The organism is Cytobacillus sp. FSL R7-0680 (assembly GCF_038009245.1).
Taxonomy (GTDB): Bacteria; Bacillota; Bacilli; order Bacillales; family Cytobacillaceae; genus Cytobacillus; species Cytobacillus kochii.
Map to the genome: position 1 here is coordinate 3,877,279 of NZ_JBBPAO010000001.1, position 18,644 is coordinate 3,895,922.

At 38.6% G+C, this 18,644-nt stretch carries 18 protein-coding genes; 17 read left to right on the top strand and 1 reads right to left on the bottom strand.

Annotation, left to right across the window (positions count from 1 at the left end; translation table 11 throughout):
- The first annotated feature begins 12 nt into the window (after positions 1-12).
- From MKY26_RS19430 to MKY26_RS19445, 4 genes are read left to right on the top strand one after another with little or no spacing between them, the layout of a single operon-like run.
- Complete coding sequence (locus MKY26_RS19430; RefSeq protein ID WP_095370882.1) at positions 13-1,104, top strand: FAD-dependent monooxygenase; 1,092 nt, start codon at positions 13-15, stop codon at positions 1,102-1,104.
- Between the two features lie 19 nt (positions 1,105-1,123).
- The gene (locus MKY26_RS19435) at positions 1,124-1,879 is read left to right on the top strand and encodes a GTP cyclohydrolase II (RefSeq protein WP_328198954.1); all 756 of its coding nucleotides are present in this window, start codon (positions 1,124-1,126) and stop codon (positions 1,877-1,879) included.
- Positions 1,872-2,960: a bifunctional diaminohydroxyphosphoribosylaminopyrimidine deaminase/5-amino-6-(5-phosphoribosylamino)uracil reductase RibD gene (gene ribD, locus MKY26_RS19440; RefSeq protein WP_328198955.1), complete on the top strand. Its 1,089-nt coding sequence runs from the start codon at positions 1,872-1,874 to the stop codon at positions 2,958-2,960. Before MKY26_RS19435 ends, ribD begins: the two co-directional genes overlap by 8 nt.
- Positions 2,961-2,972: 12 nt before the next feature.
- The gene (locus MKY26_RS19445; RefSeq protein ID WP_328198956.1) at positions 2,973-3,539 is read left to right on the top strand and encodes a 5' nucleotidase, NT5C type; all 567 of its coding nucleotides are present in this window, start codon (positions 2,973-2,975) and stop codon (positions 3,537-3,539) included.
- Positions 3,540-3,952: 413 nt separating this feature from the next.
- On the opposite strand, the gene MKY26_RS19450 is transcribed toward MKY26_RS19445, so the two are convergent.
- Complete coding sequence (locus MKY26_RS19450) at positions 3,953-4,396, bottom strand: hypothetical protein (protein WP_095370879.1); 444 nt, start codon at positions 4,394-4,396, stop codon at positions 3,953-3,955.
- A gap of 100 nt (positions 4,397-4,496) precedes the next feature.
- On the opposite strand from MKY26_RS19450, the gene MKY26_RS19455 reads away from it, so the two are divergent.
- The 13 genes from MKY26_RS19455 to MKY26_RS19515 all read left to right on the top strand — a co-directional run bounded on the left by MKY26_RS19455 (position 4,497) and on the right by MKY26_RS19515 (position 18,068).
- Positions 4,497-5,795 (top strand): D-serine ammonia-lyase, encoded by a 1,299-nt coding sequence (locus MKY26_RS19455; protein ID WP_095370878.1) that lies wholly within the window; start codon positions 4,497-4,499, stop codon positions 5,793-5,795.
- A 4-nt stretch (positions 5,796-5,799) separates the two neighbouring features.
- A complete protein-coding gene (locus MKY26_RS19460; RefSeq protein ID WP_341098389.1) occupies positions 5,800-6,999 on the top strand; it encodes an alanyl-tRNA editing protein in 1,200 nt (399 codons plus the stop codon).
- 175 nt (positions 7,000-7,174) lie between these two features.
- Positions 7,175-7,492: a DUF3870 domain-containing protein gene (locus MKY26_RS19465; protein WP_095370876.1), complete on the top strand. Its 318-nt coding sequence runs from the start codon at positions 7,175-7,177 to the stop codon at positions 7,490-7,492.
- Between the two features lie 157 nt (positions 7,493-7,649).
- Positions 7,650-8,474, top strand: a complete 825-nt coding sequence (locus MKY26_RS19470) for a M55 family metallopeptidase (RefSeq protein ID WP_095370875.1) — start codon at positions 7,650-7,652, stop codon at positions 8,472-8,474.
- Positions 8,475-8,486: 12 nt separating this feature from the next.
- Positions 8,487-9,419 (top strand): ABC transporter permease, encoded by a 933-nt coding sequence (locus MKY26_RS19475; protein ID WP_095370874.1) that lies wholly within the window; start codon positions 8,487-8,489, stop codon positions 9,417-9,419.
- Positions 9,419-10,369: an ABC transporter permease gene (locus MKY26_RS19480; protein WP_095370873.1), complete on the top strand. Its 951-nt coding sequence runs from the start codon at positions 9,419-9,421 to the stop codon at positions 10,367-10,369. The genes MKY26_RS19475 and MKY26_RS19480 overlap by 1 nt, the downstream gene beginning before the upstream one ends.
- A gap of 5 nt (positions 10,370-10,374) precedes the next feature.
- Positions 10,375-11,373, top strand: coding sequence for an ABC transporter ATP-binding protein (locus MKY26_RS19485; RefSeq protein ID WP_095370872.1), 999 nt, complete (start codon positions 10,375-10,377; stop codon positions 11,371-11,373).
- Between the two features lie 70 nt (positions 11,374-11,443).
- Positions 11,444-13,072: a peptide ABC transporter substrate-binding protein gene (locus MKY26_RS19490; protein ID WP_340977501.1), complete on the top strand. Its 1,629-nt coding sequence runs from the start codon at positions 11,444-11,446 to the stop codon at positions 13,070-13,072.
- A gap of 246 nt (positions 13,073-13,318) precedes the next feature.
- Positions 13,319-14,245: a S66 peptidase family protein gene (locus tag MKY26_RS19495; RefSeq protein ID WP_328198959.1), complete on the top strand. Its 927-nt coding sequence runs from the start codon at positions 13,319-13,321 to the stop codon at positions 14,243-14,245.
- Between the two features lie 15 nt (positions 14,246-14,260).
- Positions 14,261-15,364, top strand: a complete 1,104-nt coding sequence (locus tag MKY26_RS19500; RefSeq protein WP_341098393.1) for a dipeptide epimerase — start codon at positions 14,261-14,263, stop codon at positions 15,362-15,364.
- Positions 15,354-16,283 carry a C40 family peptidase gene (locus MKY26_RS19505; RefSeq protein WP_341098396.1) on the top strand — a complete coding sequence of 310 codons (930 nt, stop codon included), beginning with the start codon at positions 15,354-15,356 and terminating at the stop codon, positions 16,281-16,283. The genes MKY26_RS19500 and MKY26_RS19505 overlap by 11 nt, the downstream gene beginning before the upstream one ends.
- Complete coding sequence (locus tag MKY26_RS19510; protein ID WP_251162953.1) at positions 16,273-17,289, top strand: ABC transporter ATP-binding protein; 1,017 nt, start codon at positions 16,273-16,275, stop codon at positions 17,287-17,289. Before MKY26_RS19505 ends, MKY26_RS19510 begins: the two co-directional genes overlap by 11 nt.
- A complete protein-coding gene (locus tag MKY26_RS19515; RefSeq protein WP_328198961.1) occupies positions 17,286-18,068 on the top strand; it encodes a serine hydrolase in 783 nt (260 codons plus the stop codon). Before MKY26_RS19510 ends, MKY26_RS19515 begins: the two co-directional genes overlap by 4 nt.
- Positions 18,069-18,644 lie beyond the last annotated feature (576 nt).

Consider the following 18,644-nt stretch of genomic DNA (forward strand, 5'->3'; position numbering starts at 1 on the left):
AAGGTGAGCCTTATGGATGTTAACTACGATGTATGTATTGTTGGTGCCGGACCTGGCGGCGCATTATTGGGATATTTATTAGCGAAAAATGGCATCAATGTCATCGTGCTAGAACGTAATGAAAATATGGATAAAGAATTCAGAGGTGAACATTTAAATCACTTAGGTGAAAATGTACTTAAAAAATATCAATTGTTTGATCAGGTCAAACAATTAGGTGTATTGCCGATGGAAGGAATAGAGTACTGGCAGAACGGGAGAATTCTTAGAACTGTCACACCTGCTCCAGATGAAAGACATGTTGGCATCCATGTACCGCAAAAGCATTTATTATCAGTTCTATTAAAAGAATCTTTACAGTTCTCCGCCTATCGCCTATTAACAGGTACAAGGGCTACTGAATTGATGCTCTCAGATGGGAAAGTAAAAGGGGTAAAAGCGAAAAGGAAAAATGGAGAAGAAATAATGATTCACTCCTCCATTGTTATTGGTTCAGATGGTAGGCATTCAACGATTAGAAAGCTAGCTAAAATTCCATTTGAAAAAATTGAACACGATTACGATTTACTTTGGGCAAAATTCCCTGCACCACAAAATTGGCAACCTGTTATACGACAAGGCTTAGTAAACGATCATCAACTAGCGCTATTTACACAAACGAATTCTTATATTCAAGTGGGATGGAATATAGATAAAGGTGCTTTTGCAGAGATTAGGAAACAACCAGTGGAAACATATATAGAAAAGTTAATTCAGGCATTTCCAGATTTACAACAATCTGTGTTAAAGTATATTCAATCGTGGCAGGATTTTATTTTACTAAATGTACAAAGTTGTCGTTGCCAAACTTGGGTTAAGGATGGCTTAGTACTAATGGGAGACGCAGCTCATACAATGAGTCCAACAGGCGCATTTGGCTTAAATAGTGCCTTGATTGATGCAGAAACTTTATATCCAACGATAGTTAAAGCTTTAGCTGCAAACGATACAAGTGCTGCATGCTTAAATGAGTTTGAAAGATATAGAAGAACAGATATTGAATCTTTACAATTAGAGCAACAAAAGATGGAGGCTTCATACAGAGAGCAGTTTGTCTCTGCCTGAGTCTTAGGGGGAGAAATAAATGAATCAAATAAACATAGAAACAAAAGCAATTGAAATATTAGAAAAAAAGATTCAGAGAATTGATCGAGGTGATCGTTCTGTTTATTTAGTAGGGCCGATTCGCTTACCTGTAAACCTAGATGGAGAAACTGTGCATTTTAAATGGTATTGCTGGTTAGATAGTGCTGAAGTGATGGAAGATACGAGCAAGATTGTCGCTCATTTATCTGCTGCTAATCTTGCTGATTCACAGCAATCAAGTGTCCTTGTTTACGGTGATTTTGAGGATAGTGAAGATGCATTGGTGCGTTTCCACTCGATTTGTCATACCGGGGATATTTTTGGCAGCAAGCGTTGTGATTGCGGATACCAACTTAAGCAATCTATGAAAATGATGGTGGCAAATGGTTCGGGTGCATTGTTTTACTTAGCTAATCATGAGGGAAGAGGCATTGGGTTATTTAGTAAAGCGATGGCTTATGTACTGCAGGAAAATGGGTATGATACCGTCGAGGCAAATGAAGAGCTTGGCTTTGTGGATGACTCTCGAAAATATGATGAAGCAATCACTGTATTACAACAATTGAGGAAAAAGCCTATTACATTAATCACGAATAATCCCAAGAAATTAGATGCTTTAACAGATGCAGGAGCCTTATTAGTAGGTCGGACACCACTATGGGGGGATATCTCTGATTTTAATGAAAAGTATCTGCAAACAAAGGTGTTAAAATCCGGACATCTTCAGGCGGAAGGGGTGTCGAGAGATGAGTAATGATCAATTTTACATGGAGTTAGCATTGCAAAATGCCAAAGCGATGAAGGGGCAAACAGATCCCAATCCGCTTGTAGGTGCCGTAATTGTAAATAACCAGCGGATTGTGGGTATCGGCGCGCATATGAAAGCAGGTGAACCACATGCAGAAATTCATGCTCTCAATATGGCAGGGGATCAAGCGAAAGGGGCAACGATTTATGTCACCTTGGAACCTTGTTCCCATCATGGACGAACGGGTCCCTGTGCGGAGGCCCTTGTTCAAGCGGGGATAAAAAAATGCGTTATCGCTTCATTAGACCCCAATCCTATTGTTAGTGGGAATGGAGTAAGGATATTAGAAAAAGCAGGTATCGAAGTAATTATTGGTATTTGTGAACAAGCAGCAATAGAGATGAATGAGGTATTTAATCATTATATAACTGCTGATCGTCCTTTCATTACACTGAAATCTGGTATTTCACTGGATGGTAAAATTGCTACACATACAGCTAGCAGTAAGTGGATTACTTCAGAAGAAGCAAGATTAGATGTACACCAGTTAAGAAGTAACCATCAAGCGATTTTAGTTGGAATTGGAACAGTGCTTCATGATGACCCAGCTCTAACGTCTAGAATACAAAATGGTAGAAATCCCATTAGACTTGTGTTAGATTCAACTTTACGTATCCCTATGGAAAGTCAGCTTGTTAATGATGGATTAGCACCAACATGGGTTTTTACTGGTTCCTACTATGATCAAGAGAAGAAAGCGCAGCTAGAAGAGAAGGGCATTCGTCTCTTTCATACAGCAACAGAAAAAGTAACTATCGCTGAAGTAATGACTATGTTAAAAGAAGAGCAAATTTCTTCTGTTCTGATTGAAGGCGGCGGCAATGTCAGTGCGTCCTTTTTAGAGGACGGTTATATTGATAAAGTAGTAATTTATTTAGCGCCTAAGTTAGTTGGTGGAAAAGAAGCACCAACCTTTTTAGAAGGTACAGGGGTTGCTCTTATGAGTGAAGCGGTAGAATTAGAGCATGTAACGGTGACTCCGATTGGCAAAGACTTTAAGTTTGTTGGATATCCTACTAACAAATAAAGGACTGAAATGATGAGGTTTGGTTTTGATATTGATGATACTTTAATCGATTTAAGAGGACATGCATTAAGTATTTATAATCGGAAATTAAAGAAGGAGATTGAAGCATCTGCACTTCAACAATTAAACACACTTGAAATCCATTCTTTATATGATTTGACTGATGATGAAGGTTTCAAAATGTGGAATCAACATCAAGAGGAAATCTTCTTTACGAACTGCAAAGCTTTTCCTGGCGCACTTGAGCTTTTACAGAAGCTGGCGGCAATGGGGCATGAGGTCTTTTATATTACCGCAAGAAATGCGGACTATTGCCAGCAAACGAAAGCTTGGATGAAGCAATTCGGTTTTCCAATTGAAGAAGGTCACTTTTTCTGTGGAATGAAGGATCACGAAAAAGTGAATATCATTCAAGAGCTTCAGCTAGATTATTATGTTGATGATAAACCACAAATATTGCACACACTCAAAGAGACAAAGGTCACATGTTTGTTAAAGGATCAATCATATAATCAAGAGGCTTGTGATTGGGAAAGAATAAAAGACTGGCAAGTGTATTTAAGAAATATCGACCAATAAAAAAACTGACTCAGATTGTCGTATACGTACGACAATATAGAGTCAGTTTTTTTAGCATCTCGTGGAAATAGTAAAAGTGAAGGAATCTAATGAAATGAAATACGAAATACAATTATTGCTTGATGTATACACTTCCAAAAGGTTGATAGAAGTGCTCCATATCGTTAAAATATCATGACTCAATTCCGATAGACTCTCGATTTTTTTAAAATTGGCTAAGAAGTGATATGTTTGTTGAAAAAGTGGAGGGAGAGTTTTGAGTAATTGAAAAAGATATTCACTGTTTGGAACAGCCGCCAGCTCCCCATGGAGAGGCTAGTTTTAAGTGGAGTAAAATCAATCACAAAAGGCTGTAACACAAGATGTGTACAACTCTTTGTGAATAAATTTACTTAAATTGTAGTGAATTAGCTTTACTTCATTTTATCAACTAAAGGTTGTTCAGATGATTGAGTCATGGCTATGAACCCATTAACAATTAATATGTAAATAGGATAGAGAATGACACAAATAAGAATAATGATACTGGTGACTGGGTTAGGTGATTCGATTGTCATTGAAAACGGTAAGAATATTGCAGTGATAAGCATCATGATGGAAAAGAAAGGAATCCAAGTAATGCTAGTAAAATATCTTATTCTTTTATGGTGTAGCCATTTTGTAGTTAAATGAAAAATATAGGCAGTACCTAAGAGAAGGATGATCAGAATAAGTGTATTACTAATAATGATAACCATACTGACATTTATGCCTGTCCAGCGACTGATTCTATTAACATTGCTTGAAAGTTGTACGGGGAAATAAGCGATGAGTGCATAAAATAGGCTCAGCAGATTCATTTTTTTAAATGTAGTCATGGGGGTTCTTCCTTTCTCAATTTTACAATTACACTCGACAAAACCAATGTAGTTCGGCCAAAATAAGGATAAAGCGTAATGATAAGAAGGTGTATAGGATATGATAAATAATCAAATACAACAGTTATTAGCAGATGATTCACTTATTAAAAAGCTAGTTAAATATGAACCAGTACTATGGTTGAATCAACAATATGATTCTACGATTCGTGGTCCTTTATCTAGTGTACATGTTGAAGACGCTATAAGACGTTTAGAAAGATTTGCTCCATATATTGCTAAAGCTTTTCCTGAAACAAGCAAGCAGAAGGGTATCATTGAATCTCCTCTACTCACATTGTTCAATATGAAGGAAAAACATGTAAATGTCAAAGGAGACTTACTGCTAAAGGCAGATAATGAACTTCCTATATCGGGATCTATTAAAGCTAGAGGTGGGATATATGAAGTATTAAAGCATGCAGAACACCTTGCTTTATCTGAAGGGATTCTTAACCTTACTGATGATTATAGCAAATTATTTAATCAGCAGGCATTTTTTTCACAGTATAGTATAGCTGTTGGTTCTACAGGTAATCTTGGTTTAAGTATCGGTATAATGGGTGCAAAACTTGGATTTCGCGTATATGTACATATGTCGAGTGAGGCAAAGAAGTGGAAGAAGGAATTATTGAAGCAAAAAGGTGTACAGGTCATCGAGCATACTTCAGATTTTAGCGCGGCGGTAGCTGAAGGTAGAAGACAAGCAGAGAGCGATCCGACTATGTATTTTATAGATGATGAGCATTCTGAACACCTTTTTCTTGGATATGCAGTTGCTGCCTTTCGTCTAAAGAAACAGCTAGAAGAAAAGCAAATTAGCATCTCTCAAGAGTATCCATTATTTGTCTACTTACCTTGTGGGGTAGGAGGGGGGCCAGGGGGCATTACCTTTGGTTTAAAACAAGTTTTTGGTGAGCATGTACATTGTTTCTTTGCTGAACCGACACACGCACCGGCCATGTTATTAGGTTTGCGAACAGGCCTGCATGAGAAGATTTCGGTACAGGATATTGGAATAGAGCTGAAGACAGAGGCGGATGGACTCGCTGTTGGACGCCCCTCTCAATTAGTTGGTCATATGCTAGAAAAAGCGATAAGTGGTGTATATACTGTTTCGGACCGTGAGTTGTATGAAATGATGCATTTTCTGAAAAACGAGGAGGGTATTTTCTTGGAGCCTTCAGCTTTAGCAGGGTTCTTAGGTCCGAAAAAAATCCTTCAATCAATGTATTCTGAGCAAGTTGGTATCACTAATATGAGTAAGGTAACTCATCTCGTATGGGGAACAGGTGGCAGTATGGTCCCTGATGAAATACAGCAACAATATTTACATTTGGCAAAAAAGGCGGGGGAATAAAGAGATGAATTTCACAAAAAAGCTATTTTATAATGATGCTTATACACAAACATTTACATCAAATATCTCTAAGGTAGGTAAAGATACAGAAGGCAGCTACGTCGTATTAGAAGAAACTGCGTTTTACCCGACCGGTGGTGGACAACCTGCTGATAAGGGATGGCTAAATGGTGTAGAGGTAGTGAATGTTGAAGAAAAGGAGGGTGAGATTAGGCATTATTTGGCGCAGTTGTTAGACGAAGGGGAGAAAGTCGATGGTAAAATTAACTGGGACCGTCGCTTTGATCATATGCAGCAGCATGCTGGTCAGCATATTCTTTCAGCTGCCTTTGCTGAAACGTTTCAATATCAAACGATTAGCTTTCATTTAGGCAAAGAAATTGTTTCAATAGATTTAGACATTGAAGACGTAACGGATGAAGAACTCGAAAGGGTGGAAAATGTAGCGAATCAAATCATTCTTGAAAATAGAGAAATAGAGACAGTATGGGTAGAGAAAGAGGATCTTTACAAGTATCCACTTCGAAAAGAAACAACGGTCTCTCATCATATTCGTTTAGTGATTATTCCATCATTTGACTATAATGGATGTGGTGGTACACACCCTTCTTCAACTGGTGAAGTAAGTGCGATTAAAATTCTCGGAACAGAGAGACATAAAAAGAAAACGCGAATTTACTTTGTTTGTGGTGCAAGGGTATTGCAGCAATTGCATCAAAAAAATAAAGTTTTGAATGAAGCAACCAAGTTATTAAGTGCACCTGAGGAAGATGTAGCACAAACAATTAAAAAGCTTTTAGTGGATATGAAAAGCTTGCAAAAGCAATTAGAGGTAAATGGAGAACAACTTTTGCAATTTGAAGCACGTCAATTAATGACTACAGCAAAGACAAACGATAACTGCTTGGTTGTCGGTAAGGTTTTTCTTAATCGTTCAATCAGTGAATTGCAATGGATGGCCAAATGGATGACAGCAGAGAAAGAGAATAATCTTATTGTGTTTATTAATGAAACGGAAGACAAGCTTCAATGTATTTGTGCAAGTGGAACACAAGTAGACTTTAGCATGAAGGAAATTTGTAGCAAGTTACTCCTTGAGATAAAAGGTAAGGGTGGAGGCAACCAAACTTTCGCTCAAGGTGGCGGAGAGCGCAGTGTAGAGGGGAAAGTCCTGCTAGACAAGGCGCTTTCATATGTTATATAATCTAACATAAATAAGACAAAATTAAAAAAATATTACGAAAAATATTGAAAATTGATTGTCAAAGCTAGGACGAATGGTTTACAATTCTAAGTAAGGGTCTTATGCATTACAATGAATGTTTATGTTTTTACATAAGCACCTCTTGTAATATCCATACTGGCTAGGAGGAAGAAAAATGTTTCCGCCAAATACCCTCTATATTATTGGAGAGAGTAAAACCTCTTCTAACAATGCGATCATGCAACAATACAATGGTTTTTTCATTGCCTTTGTGGTTGAGAAAGATTCTGGGAAGATTATCGATGCTGAATGCTCTTCAACCATAGGTTTAACATCAGCTTTCATCCAATCTATTTTCGTTGGGCAAAGTTTGTTGGAGTCGGATTTCTTATTAAATGAAATCGAAACGAGATATTTTGGATCATCGCAGAAAGCCATAATGGTAGCGTATCGCAATGCACTTATTAAATATAACCAAATTAAAATGAAATAGCTGCTTTTTCTGTTTATCGCAGATAAAATCCAGCGACTAAAGGTTTATTTCACTATGCCTTGGTCGTTGGATTTTTTTGATTTCTAATGATGAAGGTATGATATTTATTTGTAAAATATTTTCAATTTTCTGAGAATCATAAGCTGGAGGGGACAAAATGAAATTATATGTGTCAGTCGATATGGAAGGAATTACAGGGCTTGCTGATTATACTCAAGTAGATTCAGCTAAAAACAACTATGAACGTGGTCGGAGAATTATGACTGATGAAGCGAACTATGTAATCACAGAGGCCTTCAATCAAGGTTGTGAAGAGGTGCTTGTGAATGATAGTCATTCGAAAATGAATAATTTAATGATTGAATATCTCCATCCAGATACAAGTTTGATTACTGGGGATGTAAAGCCCTTTTCAATGGTAGAAGGCTTAGATGAATCTTATGCTGGAGCAATTTTTGTCGGATATCATGCCCGCGCTTCCATGAAGGGCGTAATGTCGCATTCTATGTTTTTTAATGTGAGAAATATGTTTATTAACGATGTTGTTGTTGGTGAGTTGGGGTTCAATGCATATGTAGCTGGATACTATGGTGTCCCTGTCATCATGGTGGCTGGTGATGACCAAGCAGCGAAAGAAGCAGAAAGCTTAATTCCTCATATAACGACAGCGGTAGTGAAAGAAACGATTACCCGTTCAGCAGTGAAGTCACTTACGCCAGCAAAAGCAGAGATTTTATTGAAAGAAAAGACAGTGCAAGCAATAGAGAATAAAGAAAGAGTTAAGCCGCTTGTGCCTCCAGATAAGCCGCTCCTTAAAATTGAGTTTGCTAATTATGGTCAAGCAGAGTGGGCAGCATTAATGCCCGGAACTCATTTGGAAGAGGGAACAACAACGGTGCAATTTCAAGCGAAAGACATCTTAGAGGCTTATCGTGCCATGCTTGTCATGACTGAATTAGCTTCGAGAACATCATATTGCTAAGGAGGTGTGTCTATGCTTAAGTACATTGGAAAACGACTCGGGGCGATGGTCATCACCTTATGGGTAATCATCACACTTACATTCTTTCTTATGCATGCTATACCAGGTTCGCCATTTAATAATGAACGTGCAACAAGTGAAGCTGTTCAAAGGAACTTAGAAGCATTCTATCATTTAGATGAACCACTATATGTCCAGTATTTTTCTTATATCCAATCTGTCGTTACCTTTGATTTTGGACCTTCGATTAAAAAGCCGGCGCAGTCGGTTAATGATATGCTCGGTCGGGGCTTTCCTGTTTCTTTTGAATTAGGGATGGTAACCCTCATAGTGGCCGTTATATCCGGGATTACCCTCGGCGTGATCGCCGCCCTTAGACATAATGGCTTTATAGATTATTTAGCCATGACTGTAGCTGTTTTAGGTATTTCCATTCCGAATTTTGTCATGGCAACCATGCTAATTCAGCAACTTGCAGTTAACCTTCCAATTTTTCCTGTAGCAACATGGTCGAGTCCAATGCATATGGTGCTACCGACTCTAGCGCTTGCGACTGGACCGATGGCAATTATTGCTAGGCTTACAAGATCCAGCATGCTAGAAGTGTTAACTCAGGACTATATTCGCACAGCGAAAGCGAAAGGTTTGAAGCCTGTAACAATCGTTTTTAGACATGCACTGCGCAATGCGCTTTTACCGGTAGTAACCGTGCTAGGTACATTAGCTGCCAGTATTCTTACAGGTACATTTGTGATTGAGAAAATATTTGCTATCCCGGGCATGGGGAAGTATTTCGTTGAGAGTATCAATACGCGTGACTATCCAGTCATTATGGGGACTACGGTGTTTTACAGCTCGATATTAATCGTCATGTTATTCCTTGTCGACATTGCTTACGGCATATTAGACCCTAGAATTAAGCTTCATAAAAAGGAGGGGAACTGATGGAGATACAAAAGCAAACGAACGATACATATACAGATATTCCAGATGATTGGTTTTCCCCGAAAGAAAAAGATGAAAGAAAAGCGGAAGCGGTAGTTAGACCAAGTCTTTCTTATTGGCAAGATGCATGGAAAAGGCTATTGAAGAATAAATTGGCTATGTCAGGGCTCGTTTTTCTTGTTCTTTTAACCATTATGTCTTTTGTAGGACCGTTGATTTCCCCTCATAATGGATCGGAACAAATGCTGGCGAATCAAAACTTAGCGCCATCTTCAGAATTTTGGTTTGGCACAGATGAACTAGGTAGAGATGTCTTTACTCGAGTGTGGGAAGGGGCCCAAGTTTCCTTATTTGTTGGTCTTGCTGCAGCACTTATTGACTTTGCCATTGGTGTTGCTTATGGAGGCATTGCCGGTTATAAGGGTGGACGCACAGATAATGTAATGATGCGGATTGTAGAGGTATTATACGGTCTTCCTTATCTTTTAGTTGTGATTTTAATAAGTGTGGTCATGGGACCAGGATTATTCACCATTATTTTTGCCCTGTCGATCACAGGCTGGGTAGGAATGGCCAGGATTGTCCGTGGGCAAGTTCTTCAGGTGAAAAACTATGAATTTGTAATGGCATCGAAAACCTTTGGTACGAAAACGGGGAGAATCATTCGTAAAAACTTACTTCCGAATACGATGGGACCGATAATCGTTCAGATGACTTTAACAGTACCATCAGCCATTTTCGCTGAAGCCTTTCTTAGTTTCTTAGGGTTAGGGATTCAACCCCCACTAGCTAGTTGGGGATCGATGGCTAATGATGCACTCACTTCCATATTAACTGGAGATTGGTGGAGACTATTCTTCCCAGCGTTATTTATTAGTTTAACGATGTTCTCATTTAATGTGTTAGGTGACGGTTTACAAGACGCATTGGATCCTAAGTTAAGGAGGTAACAATCATGGAGAAAATACTTGAAGTGGAAGATCTGCATGTAACGTTTAAGACGTATGGCGGAGAAGTAAAAGCAGTAAGAGGTGTTACCTTCGACTTAAATAAGGGAGAAACATTAGCCATTGTTGGCGAGTCGGGTTGTGGGAAAAGTGTGACCTCACAAAGTATTATGAGGCTCATCCCCTCACCACCAGGAAAGATTGCGTCTGGTGCGATTCGATTTAAAAATAAAGACCTCGTGAATATTTCTGAAAAAGAAATGAGAACTGTACGCGGGAAGGATATTTCAATGATTTTCCAAGATCCAATGACGGCATTAAACCCGACATTGACTGTAGGAAAGCAGCTCATAGAAGGCATTATACAACATGATGGTTCAACAAAAGAAAAGGCAAGAAAACGGGCACTTGATATGTTAAATCTTGTCGGTATTCCTGATGCAGATATGCGTATGAAAAACTACCCTCATGAATTTAGTGGGGGGATGAGACAAAGGCTGATGATTGCCATCGCCCTGGTGTGTGAGCCTGAAATTCTTATTGCTGATGAACCAACAACAGCTTTGGATGTAACAATCCAAGCGCAAATACTTGATTTATTTAAAGAAATACAAAAGAAGACTGATGTATCCATTATTTTGATCACACATGATTTAGGTGTGGTCGCCCAAGTAGCTGACCGCATTGCCGTTATGTACGCTGGTAAAATCGTTGAGGAAGGCACGAGGAGAGAAATTTTTTATCAGCCCCAGCATCCTTATACGAAAGGGTTGTTGCAATCTGTACCGAGACTCGATCTAATTGGCGGGGAACTGGTTCCTATTTTAGGTTCACCCCCTGATTTATTTTCACCACCAATTGGTTGTCCATTTACAGCAAGATGTGATTTTGCTATGGAAGTATGTGATAAGATCATTCCTCGTGAAAAGAAACTTTCCAATACACATAAAGTGGATTGTTGGTTGCAAGATGAAAGGGCGCAAAAATTAAAAATGATGGTCAAGTAAGCAGTCTTAATATTTATCAGCTGAAATAGCTGAAAATATAAAATTTTATAAAGATGAAGGGGGAAATATGATGAAGAAGCTATTCTCACTTGTATTATTACTAGTTTTCGCTCTTGTTCTATCTGCTTGTACAGCGAATGAGGAGGCAGGGAAGGAAACAGATGGTGAAACTGGAGGAGGAGAAGAGGCGGCAGAAAAAGTATTGTATATGAATAATGCCCAAGAACCGACCTCTTTTGACCCGCCAATCGGTTTTGATAGTGTCTCTTGGTCGGCATTGAATAACTTGATGGAAGGCTTAACAAGATTAGGAGAAGATCACCAACCAGCTCCAGCAATTGCTGAGAAATGGGATGTTTCTGAGGATGGTAAAGTTTATACATTCCATTTAAGAGACGATGCGAAATGGTCTAATGGCGATGATGTAACAGCGGGCGATTTCGTTTATGCGTGGAAAAGGCTACTAAACCCAGATACTGGTTCGGCTGCCGCGTTTTTAGGTTATTTCATTGAAGGTGGAGAAGCTTTTAATAACGGCGATGGTTCTGCAGATGATGTTCAAGTAAAGGCTGTCGATGAAAAAACATTTGAAGTAACATTAACAAGTCCACAAGCTTACTTCTTAAGCGTTATCACGAATCCGGCGTTCTTCCCGATTAATGAAAAAGTGGCTGAAGAAAACCCAGAATGGTTCGCAGAAGCTGATTCATATGTTTCAAATGGACCTTTCAAATTAACAGAATGGCAGCATGATAGCCACTTTGTAATGGAGAAAAATGAGAACTATTGGGATGCAACTAATGTGAAGTTAGATAAGGTTCACTGGGCGATGGTGGATGATGAAACAACAGAATATCAAATGTATAAAACTGGTGAACTTGATACATCAGCTGTTCCAGCGGAGTTGAGCGAAGAATTATTTGCTGATGGTTCTGCACAAATGGTCGAACAGGCGGGAGATTATTTCTACCGTTTTAATGTAACGATGGAACCATTCCAAAATGTGAATATTCGTAAGGCGTTTGTCATGGCAATCAATCAACAAGAGATTGTTGATTACGTTACAAAAAATGGTGAAGAGCCAGCATATGGATTTGTTTCCCCAGGGTTTAAAGATCCATCAGGTAAGGATTTCCGTGAAGCTAGTGGTAATCTGGTAGAAACTAATCTTGAGGAAGCGAAGGCTCTTTTAGCAAAAGGAATGGAAGAAGAAGGATATGAAACACTTCCTGAAGTCACGTTAACTTATAGCACAAGTGAGAATCACAAAAAAATGGCAGAAGCGATCCAACAAATGCTTAAAGAAAACTTAGATGTTAGTGTGAAATTGGCGAATATGGAATGGAATGTCTTTTCAGAAGAACAAACAGCTCTTAAGTTCCAATTCTCTAGAAGTTCTTTCTTAGCTGACTATGCTGATCCAATTAACTTCCTAGAAAATTTCCAAACAGGACATTCAATGAACCGTACAGGTTGGTCTAATGAAGAATATGACAAATTGATTAAAGATGCTAAGAACGAAGCAAACGAAGAAAAACGTTTTGAAATGATGTATGAAGCCGAGAAAATCCTTTTTGAAGAAATGCCGATCATGCCGATTCACTTCTACAATCAAGTGTATTTACAGAATGAAGATATAACTGGTATTGTTCGCCATCCAGTTGGCTATATCGAATTGAAGTGGGCAGATAAAAAATAATTTTATTAAGATATGAGGTTTGAATGGTGAGGTGAGCCCTTTCGAGGGTTCACTCTTCACATATAGTAAGAAATGATAGCTGAACAGCTCTTATATTTCGACAATATTTCCTGAGAAATAAATAGATTGATGTCTAGATTTGCCTAATCGCGCTTAAAAGATTGCTTGTGATGTTAGGTAGTGATGAAATAACAGAATACACATACGCATATATTGAAGTAATGACAATGAAAAGGATGTGGGGAAATGATCATCAAACCGGCTAGATTACGCATGGGGGATACAGTCGGGGTAATCGCACCTGCAAGCCCACCAAATCAAGAAAACTTAAAACGTTCATTTGCTTTTTTGGAGAAAGAATTAGGATTGAAAATAAAGCTCGGCCAGTCTCTCTTTGAACAATACGGTTATTTAGCTGGGCCGAATGAGAATAGATTAAAAGATTTACATATGATGTTTGCTGATAAGGAAGTCAAAGCCATTATCTGTGCAGGAGGTGGCTATGGAACAGCTAGAATTGCTGATGATATTGATTATAAAATGATTGCTGAAAATCCAAAGGTTTTTTGGGGCTATAGTGATATTACTTTTCTACATACAGCTATTCGACAACAGACGGGGTTAGTTACTTTTCATGGACCGATGCTAGCTTCAGATATCGGCTCAGTGCAAGAGGATCAAACGTTATCGAAGACTTTTATGAAGCAAATAATGGAACCAGAAGGTAGGGTATATCCTAAAACATTAGGGAATCTTGAGACAATTGTTTCAGGAGTAGCAGAAGGTGACATTGTCGGAGGTAATCTGTGTTTGCTCACTAGCACAATAGGAACTGCATTTGAGATTGATACGAAGGATAAAATTATCTTAATCGAAGATGTTCATGAGGAGCCGAGATCGATTGACCGCATGTTGAATCAACTATATATGGCTGGGAAGCTCCAACAAGCAGCAGGGTTCGTCATTGGGAATTTTAAGAATTGTAAGCCTGAAAGAGAACAATCATTATCACTAGATGAAGTGTTAGATTACTATTTTAAACTTATCGGAAAGCCAGCTGTGAAAGGCTTCATGATTGGTCATTGTACACCGCATTTTTCTTTACCACTTGGTGTACCTGCAAAGCTTAATGCCGAGACACAAGATTTAACGATTGAACATGGAGTCTTATAAAGGTGGATGTCAAATATGAAAATCAAAAGAATTGAGACACATCGCGTAGCTATACCACTCATAAAGCCATTTAAAACCGCGCTGCGCACAGTAAATACAGCGGATAGTGTCATTATCAAAATAATTTGTGATAACGGAATTGTTGGTTGGGGAGAAGCGCCGCCTACAGCTGTCATTACAGGTGATACGATGGGGAGTATTGAAGCGGCTATTAACGAAGTGATGGCTCCGAATCTAATGAATACGGATTTTTCCCAATATGAACAAATGCTTTCAATAGTTCAAACGGCAATAGTTGGTAATGCAAGTGCGAAGGCAGCAATCGATATGGCTATTTATGATTGTTTATCACAATTATGTAAGCTACCACTCTATCAATTTTTAGGTGGATATACGCATGAAATAGAAACCGATTATACAGTAAGTGTAAATGGCCCCGAAGAAATGGGGGAAGATGCGGTAAACTATGTGCAACAAGGGTTTGATGTATTAAAAATCAAGGTAGGGAAAGATAGTATTGCAACTGATATCGAGCGTATTAAAGAGGTACGCCGTAGAATTGGTAATAAAATTAAGTTAAGACTAGATGCTAATCAAGGATGGGGCAAGAAGGAAGCCATTTTTGCGATACGAAAATTGGAAGATTTAGATTTAGGCATTGAGTTAGTTGAGCAGCCAGTGAAAGCTTGGGATATCGACGGCTTAAAACAAGTAACGGATCATGTTGATACATTAATCATGGCCGATGAAAGTATTTTTACACCGAAGCAGGCGTTGGAAGTCGTTAAAAACCGTAGCGCAGATCTCATTAATATTAAGCTGATGAAGGCTGGTGGGATTTATCAGGCCCAGATGATCAATCAATTGGCAGAAGCAAGCGGGATAGAATGTATGGTTGGTAGCATGATCGAAACGAAAGTAGGTATTACTGCTGCCGCTCATTTTGCTGCAAGTAAAAGAAATATTACGCGATTTGACTTTGATGCTCCTTTAATGATGGCGAAAGATATCGTTGATGGTGGTATTCAATATAGAAGCAAAAAGATCACATTTCCGAACGAATCGGGGTTAGGCATAATAGATGTAGATATTAAAGGAGGGGTTTCTCTTGGTAAATAAATGGATTACGAATGTCCCTGTTGCTACGTTATGGACGTCTGCCCAATCTCCTAGAGCAATAGATGAGCAAGGTATCAAGCAAAATCCTGACCTTAATGCTTGGATTGCATCACTAGATTACGAGACAGCTTTAGAACTATGTAATGCCAATCTCGTACAATCACAACTTTTATATGGTGAAGAAGTCGTCGTGATAGAAGAGACAAATGAATGGTTTCATGTGGTTGTACCTACTCAACCTTCTTCCAAAAATAGTGTTGGTTACCCTGGTTGGGTACCGAAATGTCAAATGACGGCTTGTGAAAGCTGGGATGTCATGCAAGGACCGATTGCTGTGGTCACTGTGAAAAAAGCCAATTTAACTAAAACAAATGAAATCCTCACTCTAAGTTACTTAACGGTCTTACCATTAATTTCAGAAAAAGGTGAGTTGGTTACTGTACAAACACCTGACGGAGAAGGTGCTTTACAGCGGAGTGACGTTGAGATTTTTTCATCTAGATCCGATTGGTCGGTGAAAGATGGTGAGAAAGTGGTTGAATCAGCTGAACAATTTCTTGATTTACCATATTTTTGGGGTGGGATGAGTAGCTACGGTTATGATTGCTCTGGATTAAGTTATACTGCGTGTAAAGCGAATGGTGTCATCATACCAAGAGATGCACATGATCAGTCTGTTGAAGGAGAAGAAGTTTCACTTGATTCCCTACAACGAGGGGATCTTTTATTCTTCGCTTATGAAGAAGGTAAAGGAGCGCTGCATCATGTCGGTATTTATTATGGGGATGGTAAATTACTGCATTCACCAAAGACGGGAAAGAATGTTGAGATAATCCCACTCGCTGGGACGGTATACGAGAAAGAACTAATGGCAGCAAGGCGTTTCTGGAAAAAAGGGGAAGATTCACATGCAAGCTGAAACGATTTTATCAGTCCAACAATTAAAGAAGCATTTTCATTTAGGGAAAGACCGCGTTTTAAAAGCTGTTGATGGGGTTTCTTTTGACATTAAAAAAGGAGAAACTTTTGGGATTGTAGGCGAGTCAGGTTGCGGTAAATCGACTGCAGGCAGAACAATCATTGGCTTATATGATCGTACGGCTGGAGATGTTTTATATGATGGTAAAAATATTCATGAAATGAATGAAAAAGAAAAATTTCAATTCCATCGCAAAATGCAAATGATTTTCCAAGATCCATATGCTTCATTAAATCCTCGCTCAACTGTACAAGAGATTATTTCTGAACCGATGGAAGTCCAAGGACTTTATCAAAATAAAAAAGAACGTCTAGAACGGGTATATCAATTACTGGAGGATGTCGGGTTAAATCGGGATCATGCAAACCGCTACCCTCATGAATTTAGCGGGGGGCAAAGACAAAGGATTGGTATTGCTAGAGCACTCTCGTTGGATCCAGAATTTATTATTGCTGATGAACCTATCTCTGCATTAGATGTATCTGTTCAAGCGCAAGTTGTGAATCTATTAAAAGATTTACAAAAGAAAAAAGGCTTAACCTACCTTTTTATCGCCCATGATTTGTCCATGGTTAAGCATATTAGTGACCGAATAGGCGTTATGTATTTAGGACATTTAGTAGAGTTAACTTCAAGTGAAAACCTTTATCAGAAACCCTTACACCCATATACACAAGCACTACTATCAGCAATCCCCATACCTGATCCTGATGTAGAAGATAGACGGGAACGAATTATTTTAAAAGGAGAGTTGCCAAGTCCAGTCAATCCACCAAGTGGCTGTGTGTTTCGGACGAGGTGTCCACATGCTATGGAAGTGTGCGCGACACAAGCTCCTGTTTGGCAAGAGGTTGATGATAAACATTTTGTTGCTTGCCACTTATATAATGAAGACCTGCAAGACGGTAAGAATGGTAAGCAAGCAGCTGCATCGAGGGAATCATGAGTAAATTGGAGGTAATGAAACAAGCTGTTAATGAGTTGTTGCAGCAACATTGTCTAGATGCAGCTGTACATATAGAAACCGACGAAGGTATTTTATCAGTCAATTCCCATCAAGTGTTTTCGTCAGCAAGCCTAATAAAAGTGCCCATTTTATTAACAGCATTACGTGAAGTGGAAAAAGGTCGTTTACACTTAGAAGAAGAAGTAAAGGGTGGTCTTTCTGTTGGAGGGGCAGGGGTTTTATCAGCTCTATCTCCCAATCCTTCCTTTACATGGAAAGATATCCTTACATTAATGATGATTGTCTCTGATAATAGTGCAACAAATTGGATCATTGATCGCTTGGAGATGGATACAATCAATCGTTTGATTAAAAGCTTAAATTTAGAACAAACATGTTTAAACAGAAAAATGATGGACTTTCAAGCGATTGAAAGAGGAGTGAATAATCTAACAAGTGCTTACGATATGGTGCAATTGCTAAGAGTAATGAAAGACAAAGGGCGATGGATAAAAGATAGCTACATGCTCATGGAGAGTATAATGGCGAAACAACAATTCACATTATTAACGGCAGAATTAGAGGAAGAGAGCCATCCAAATATTAGTTACGGAAGTAAAAGTGGCTCGCTACAAGGTGTTCAACATGATTGTGCTTACTTCTGTCATGAAAATAAGTATGTTCTTGCCGCTGTTTTAACAGCTAATTTACCTAATCAAATGATTGGTAAACAGCTTATTAGTGAAATAGGAATGGCGATTAAGAGGTATATAATATAGTTGTTATAGCAAATTAGGCTCTGAATAACCATTGTGTTCAGAGCTTTTTTTGTTTAAGTCGGCGATATCAGTATTGCTGTACGATTTGAGGATGGGAGCAGGCAATTACTGCATTCTTCGCGTATAGAAACGTGAAGAAATGTGAGTCGATGACAAGGATACGGTAAAACCGTCTTTGCTGAGAAATAGCCAATTCGGATTTGCAAAAGCGGTTGAATTAGCTCCGAAATGAAAGTGAGGAATCAGGTCAAGCATGAAGAGAAAATCGAAAGTCTACCTCTAAAGTATAAGAATCCCCTGAGTCAAAGTGCACACTTCCCCATGCCCCATAAGACCGGAGCCTTTACCGCAATCAATCCATCTTTTGTAAAACATAATGGTACTAAAGATGCCAAAAGTAACTTTGATGGCACAAAATATATTCTCCTTTTTAGATTGAAATTGTCTAACTTTTCTTTCTATCTAGAGGAATTCGCTGTTGTTTTAGGGTTTTTTATACTATATAATGATAAATGGACTTAGATTGATAATCATTTTCAGTTGTCATGATGAGAATAAACAGATAATGAGGTTTAC

Bases quoted from the DNA above. Each gene is read 5' to 3' on its own strand.
- MKY26_RS19450 (WP_095370879.1), bottom strand. From the start codon at position 4,396: ATGACTACATTTAAAAAAATGAATCTGCTGAGCCTATTTTATGCACTC.
- MKY26_RS19445 (WP_328198956.1), top strand. From the start codon at position 2,973: ATGAGGTTTGGTTTTGATATTGATGATACTTTAATCGATTTAAGAGGA.
- MKY26_RS19515 (WP_328198961.1), top strand. From the start codon at position 17,286: ATGAGTAAATTGGAGGTAATGAAACAAGCTGTTAATGAGTTGTTGCAG.
- MKY26_RS19435 (WP_328198954.1), top strand. From the start codon at position 1,124: ATGAATCAAATAAACATAGAAACAAAAGCAATTGAAATATTAGAAAAA.
- MKY26_RS19460 (WP_341098389.1), top strand. From the start codon at position 5,800: ATGAATTTCACAAAAAAGCTATTTTATAATGATGCTTATACACAAACA.
- MKY26_RS19490 (WP_340977501.1), top strand. From the start codon at position 11,444: ATGAAGAAGCTATTCTCACTTGTATTATTACTAGTTTTCGCTCTTGTT.
- MKY26_RS19465 (WP_095370876.1), top strand. From the start codon at position 7,175: ATGTTTCCGCCAAATACCCTCTATATTATTGGAGAGAGTAAAACCTCT.
- MKY26_RS19500 (WP_341098393.1), top strand. From the start codon at position 14,261: ATGAAAATCAAAAGAATTGAGACACATCGCGTAGCTATACCACTCATA.
- MKY26_RS19495 (WP_328198959.1), top strand. From the start codon at position 13,319: ATGATCATCAAACCGGCTAGATTACGCATGGGGGATACAGTCGGGGTA.
- MKY26_RS19470 (WP_095370875.1), top strand. From the start codon at position 7,650: ATGAAATTATATGTGTCAGTCGATATGGAAGGAATTACAGGGCTTGCT.
- MKY26_RS19475 (WP_095370874.1), top strand. From the start codon at position 8,487: ATGCTTAAGTACATTGGAAAACGACTCGGGGCGATGGTCATCACCTTA.
- MKY26_RS19480 (WP_095370873.1), top strand. From the start codon at position 9,419: ATGGAGATACAAAAGCAAACGAACGATACATATACAGATATTCCAGAT.
- MKY26_RS19510 (WP_251162953.1), top strand. From the start codon at position 16,273: ATGCAAGCTGAAACGATTTTATCAGTCCAACAATTAAAGAAGCATTTT.
- MKY26_RS19485 (WP_095370872.1), top strand. From the start codon at position 10,375: ATGGAGAAAATACTTGAAGTGGAAGATCTGCATGTAACGTTTAAGACG.
- ribD (WP_328198955.1), top strand. From the start codon at position 1,872: ATGAGTAATGATCAATTTTACATGGAGTTAGCATTGCAAAATGCCAAA.
- MKY26_RS19455 (WP_095370878.1), top strand. From the start codon at position 4,497: ATGATAAATAATCAAATACAACAGTTATTAGCAGATGATTCACTTATT.
- MKY26_RS19430 (WP_095370882.1), top strand. From the start codon at position 13: ATGGATGTTAACTACGATGTATGTATTGTTGGTGCCGGACCTGGCGGC.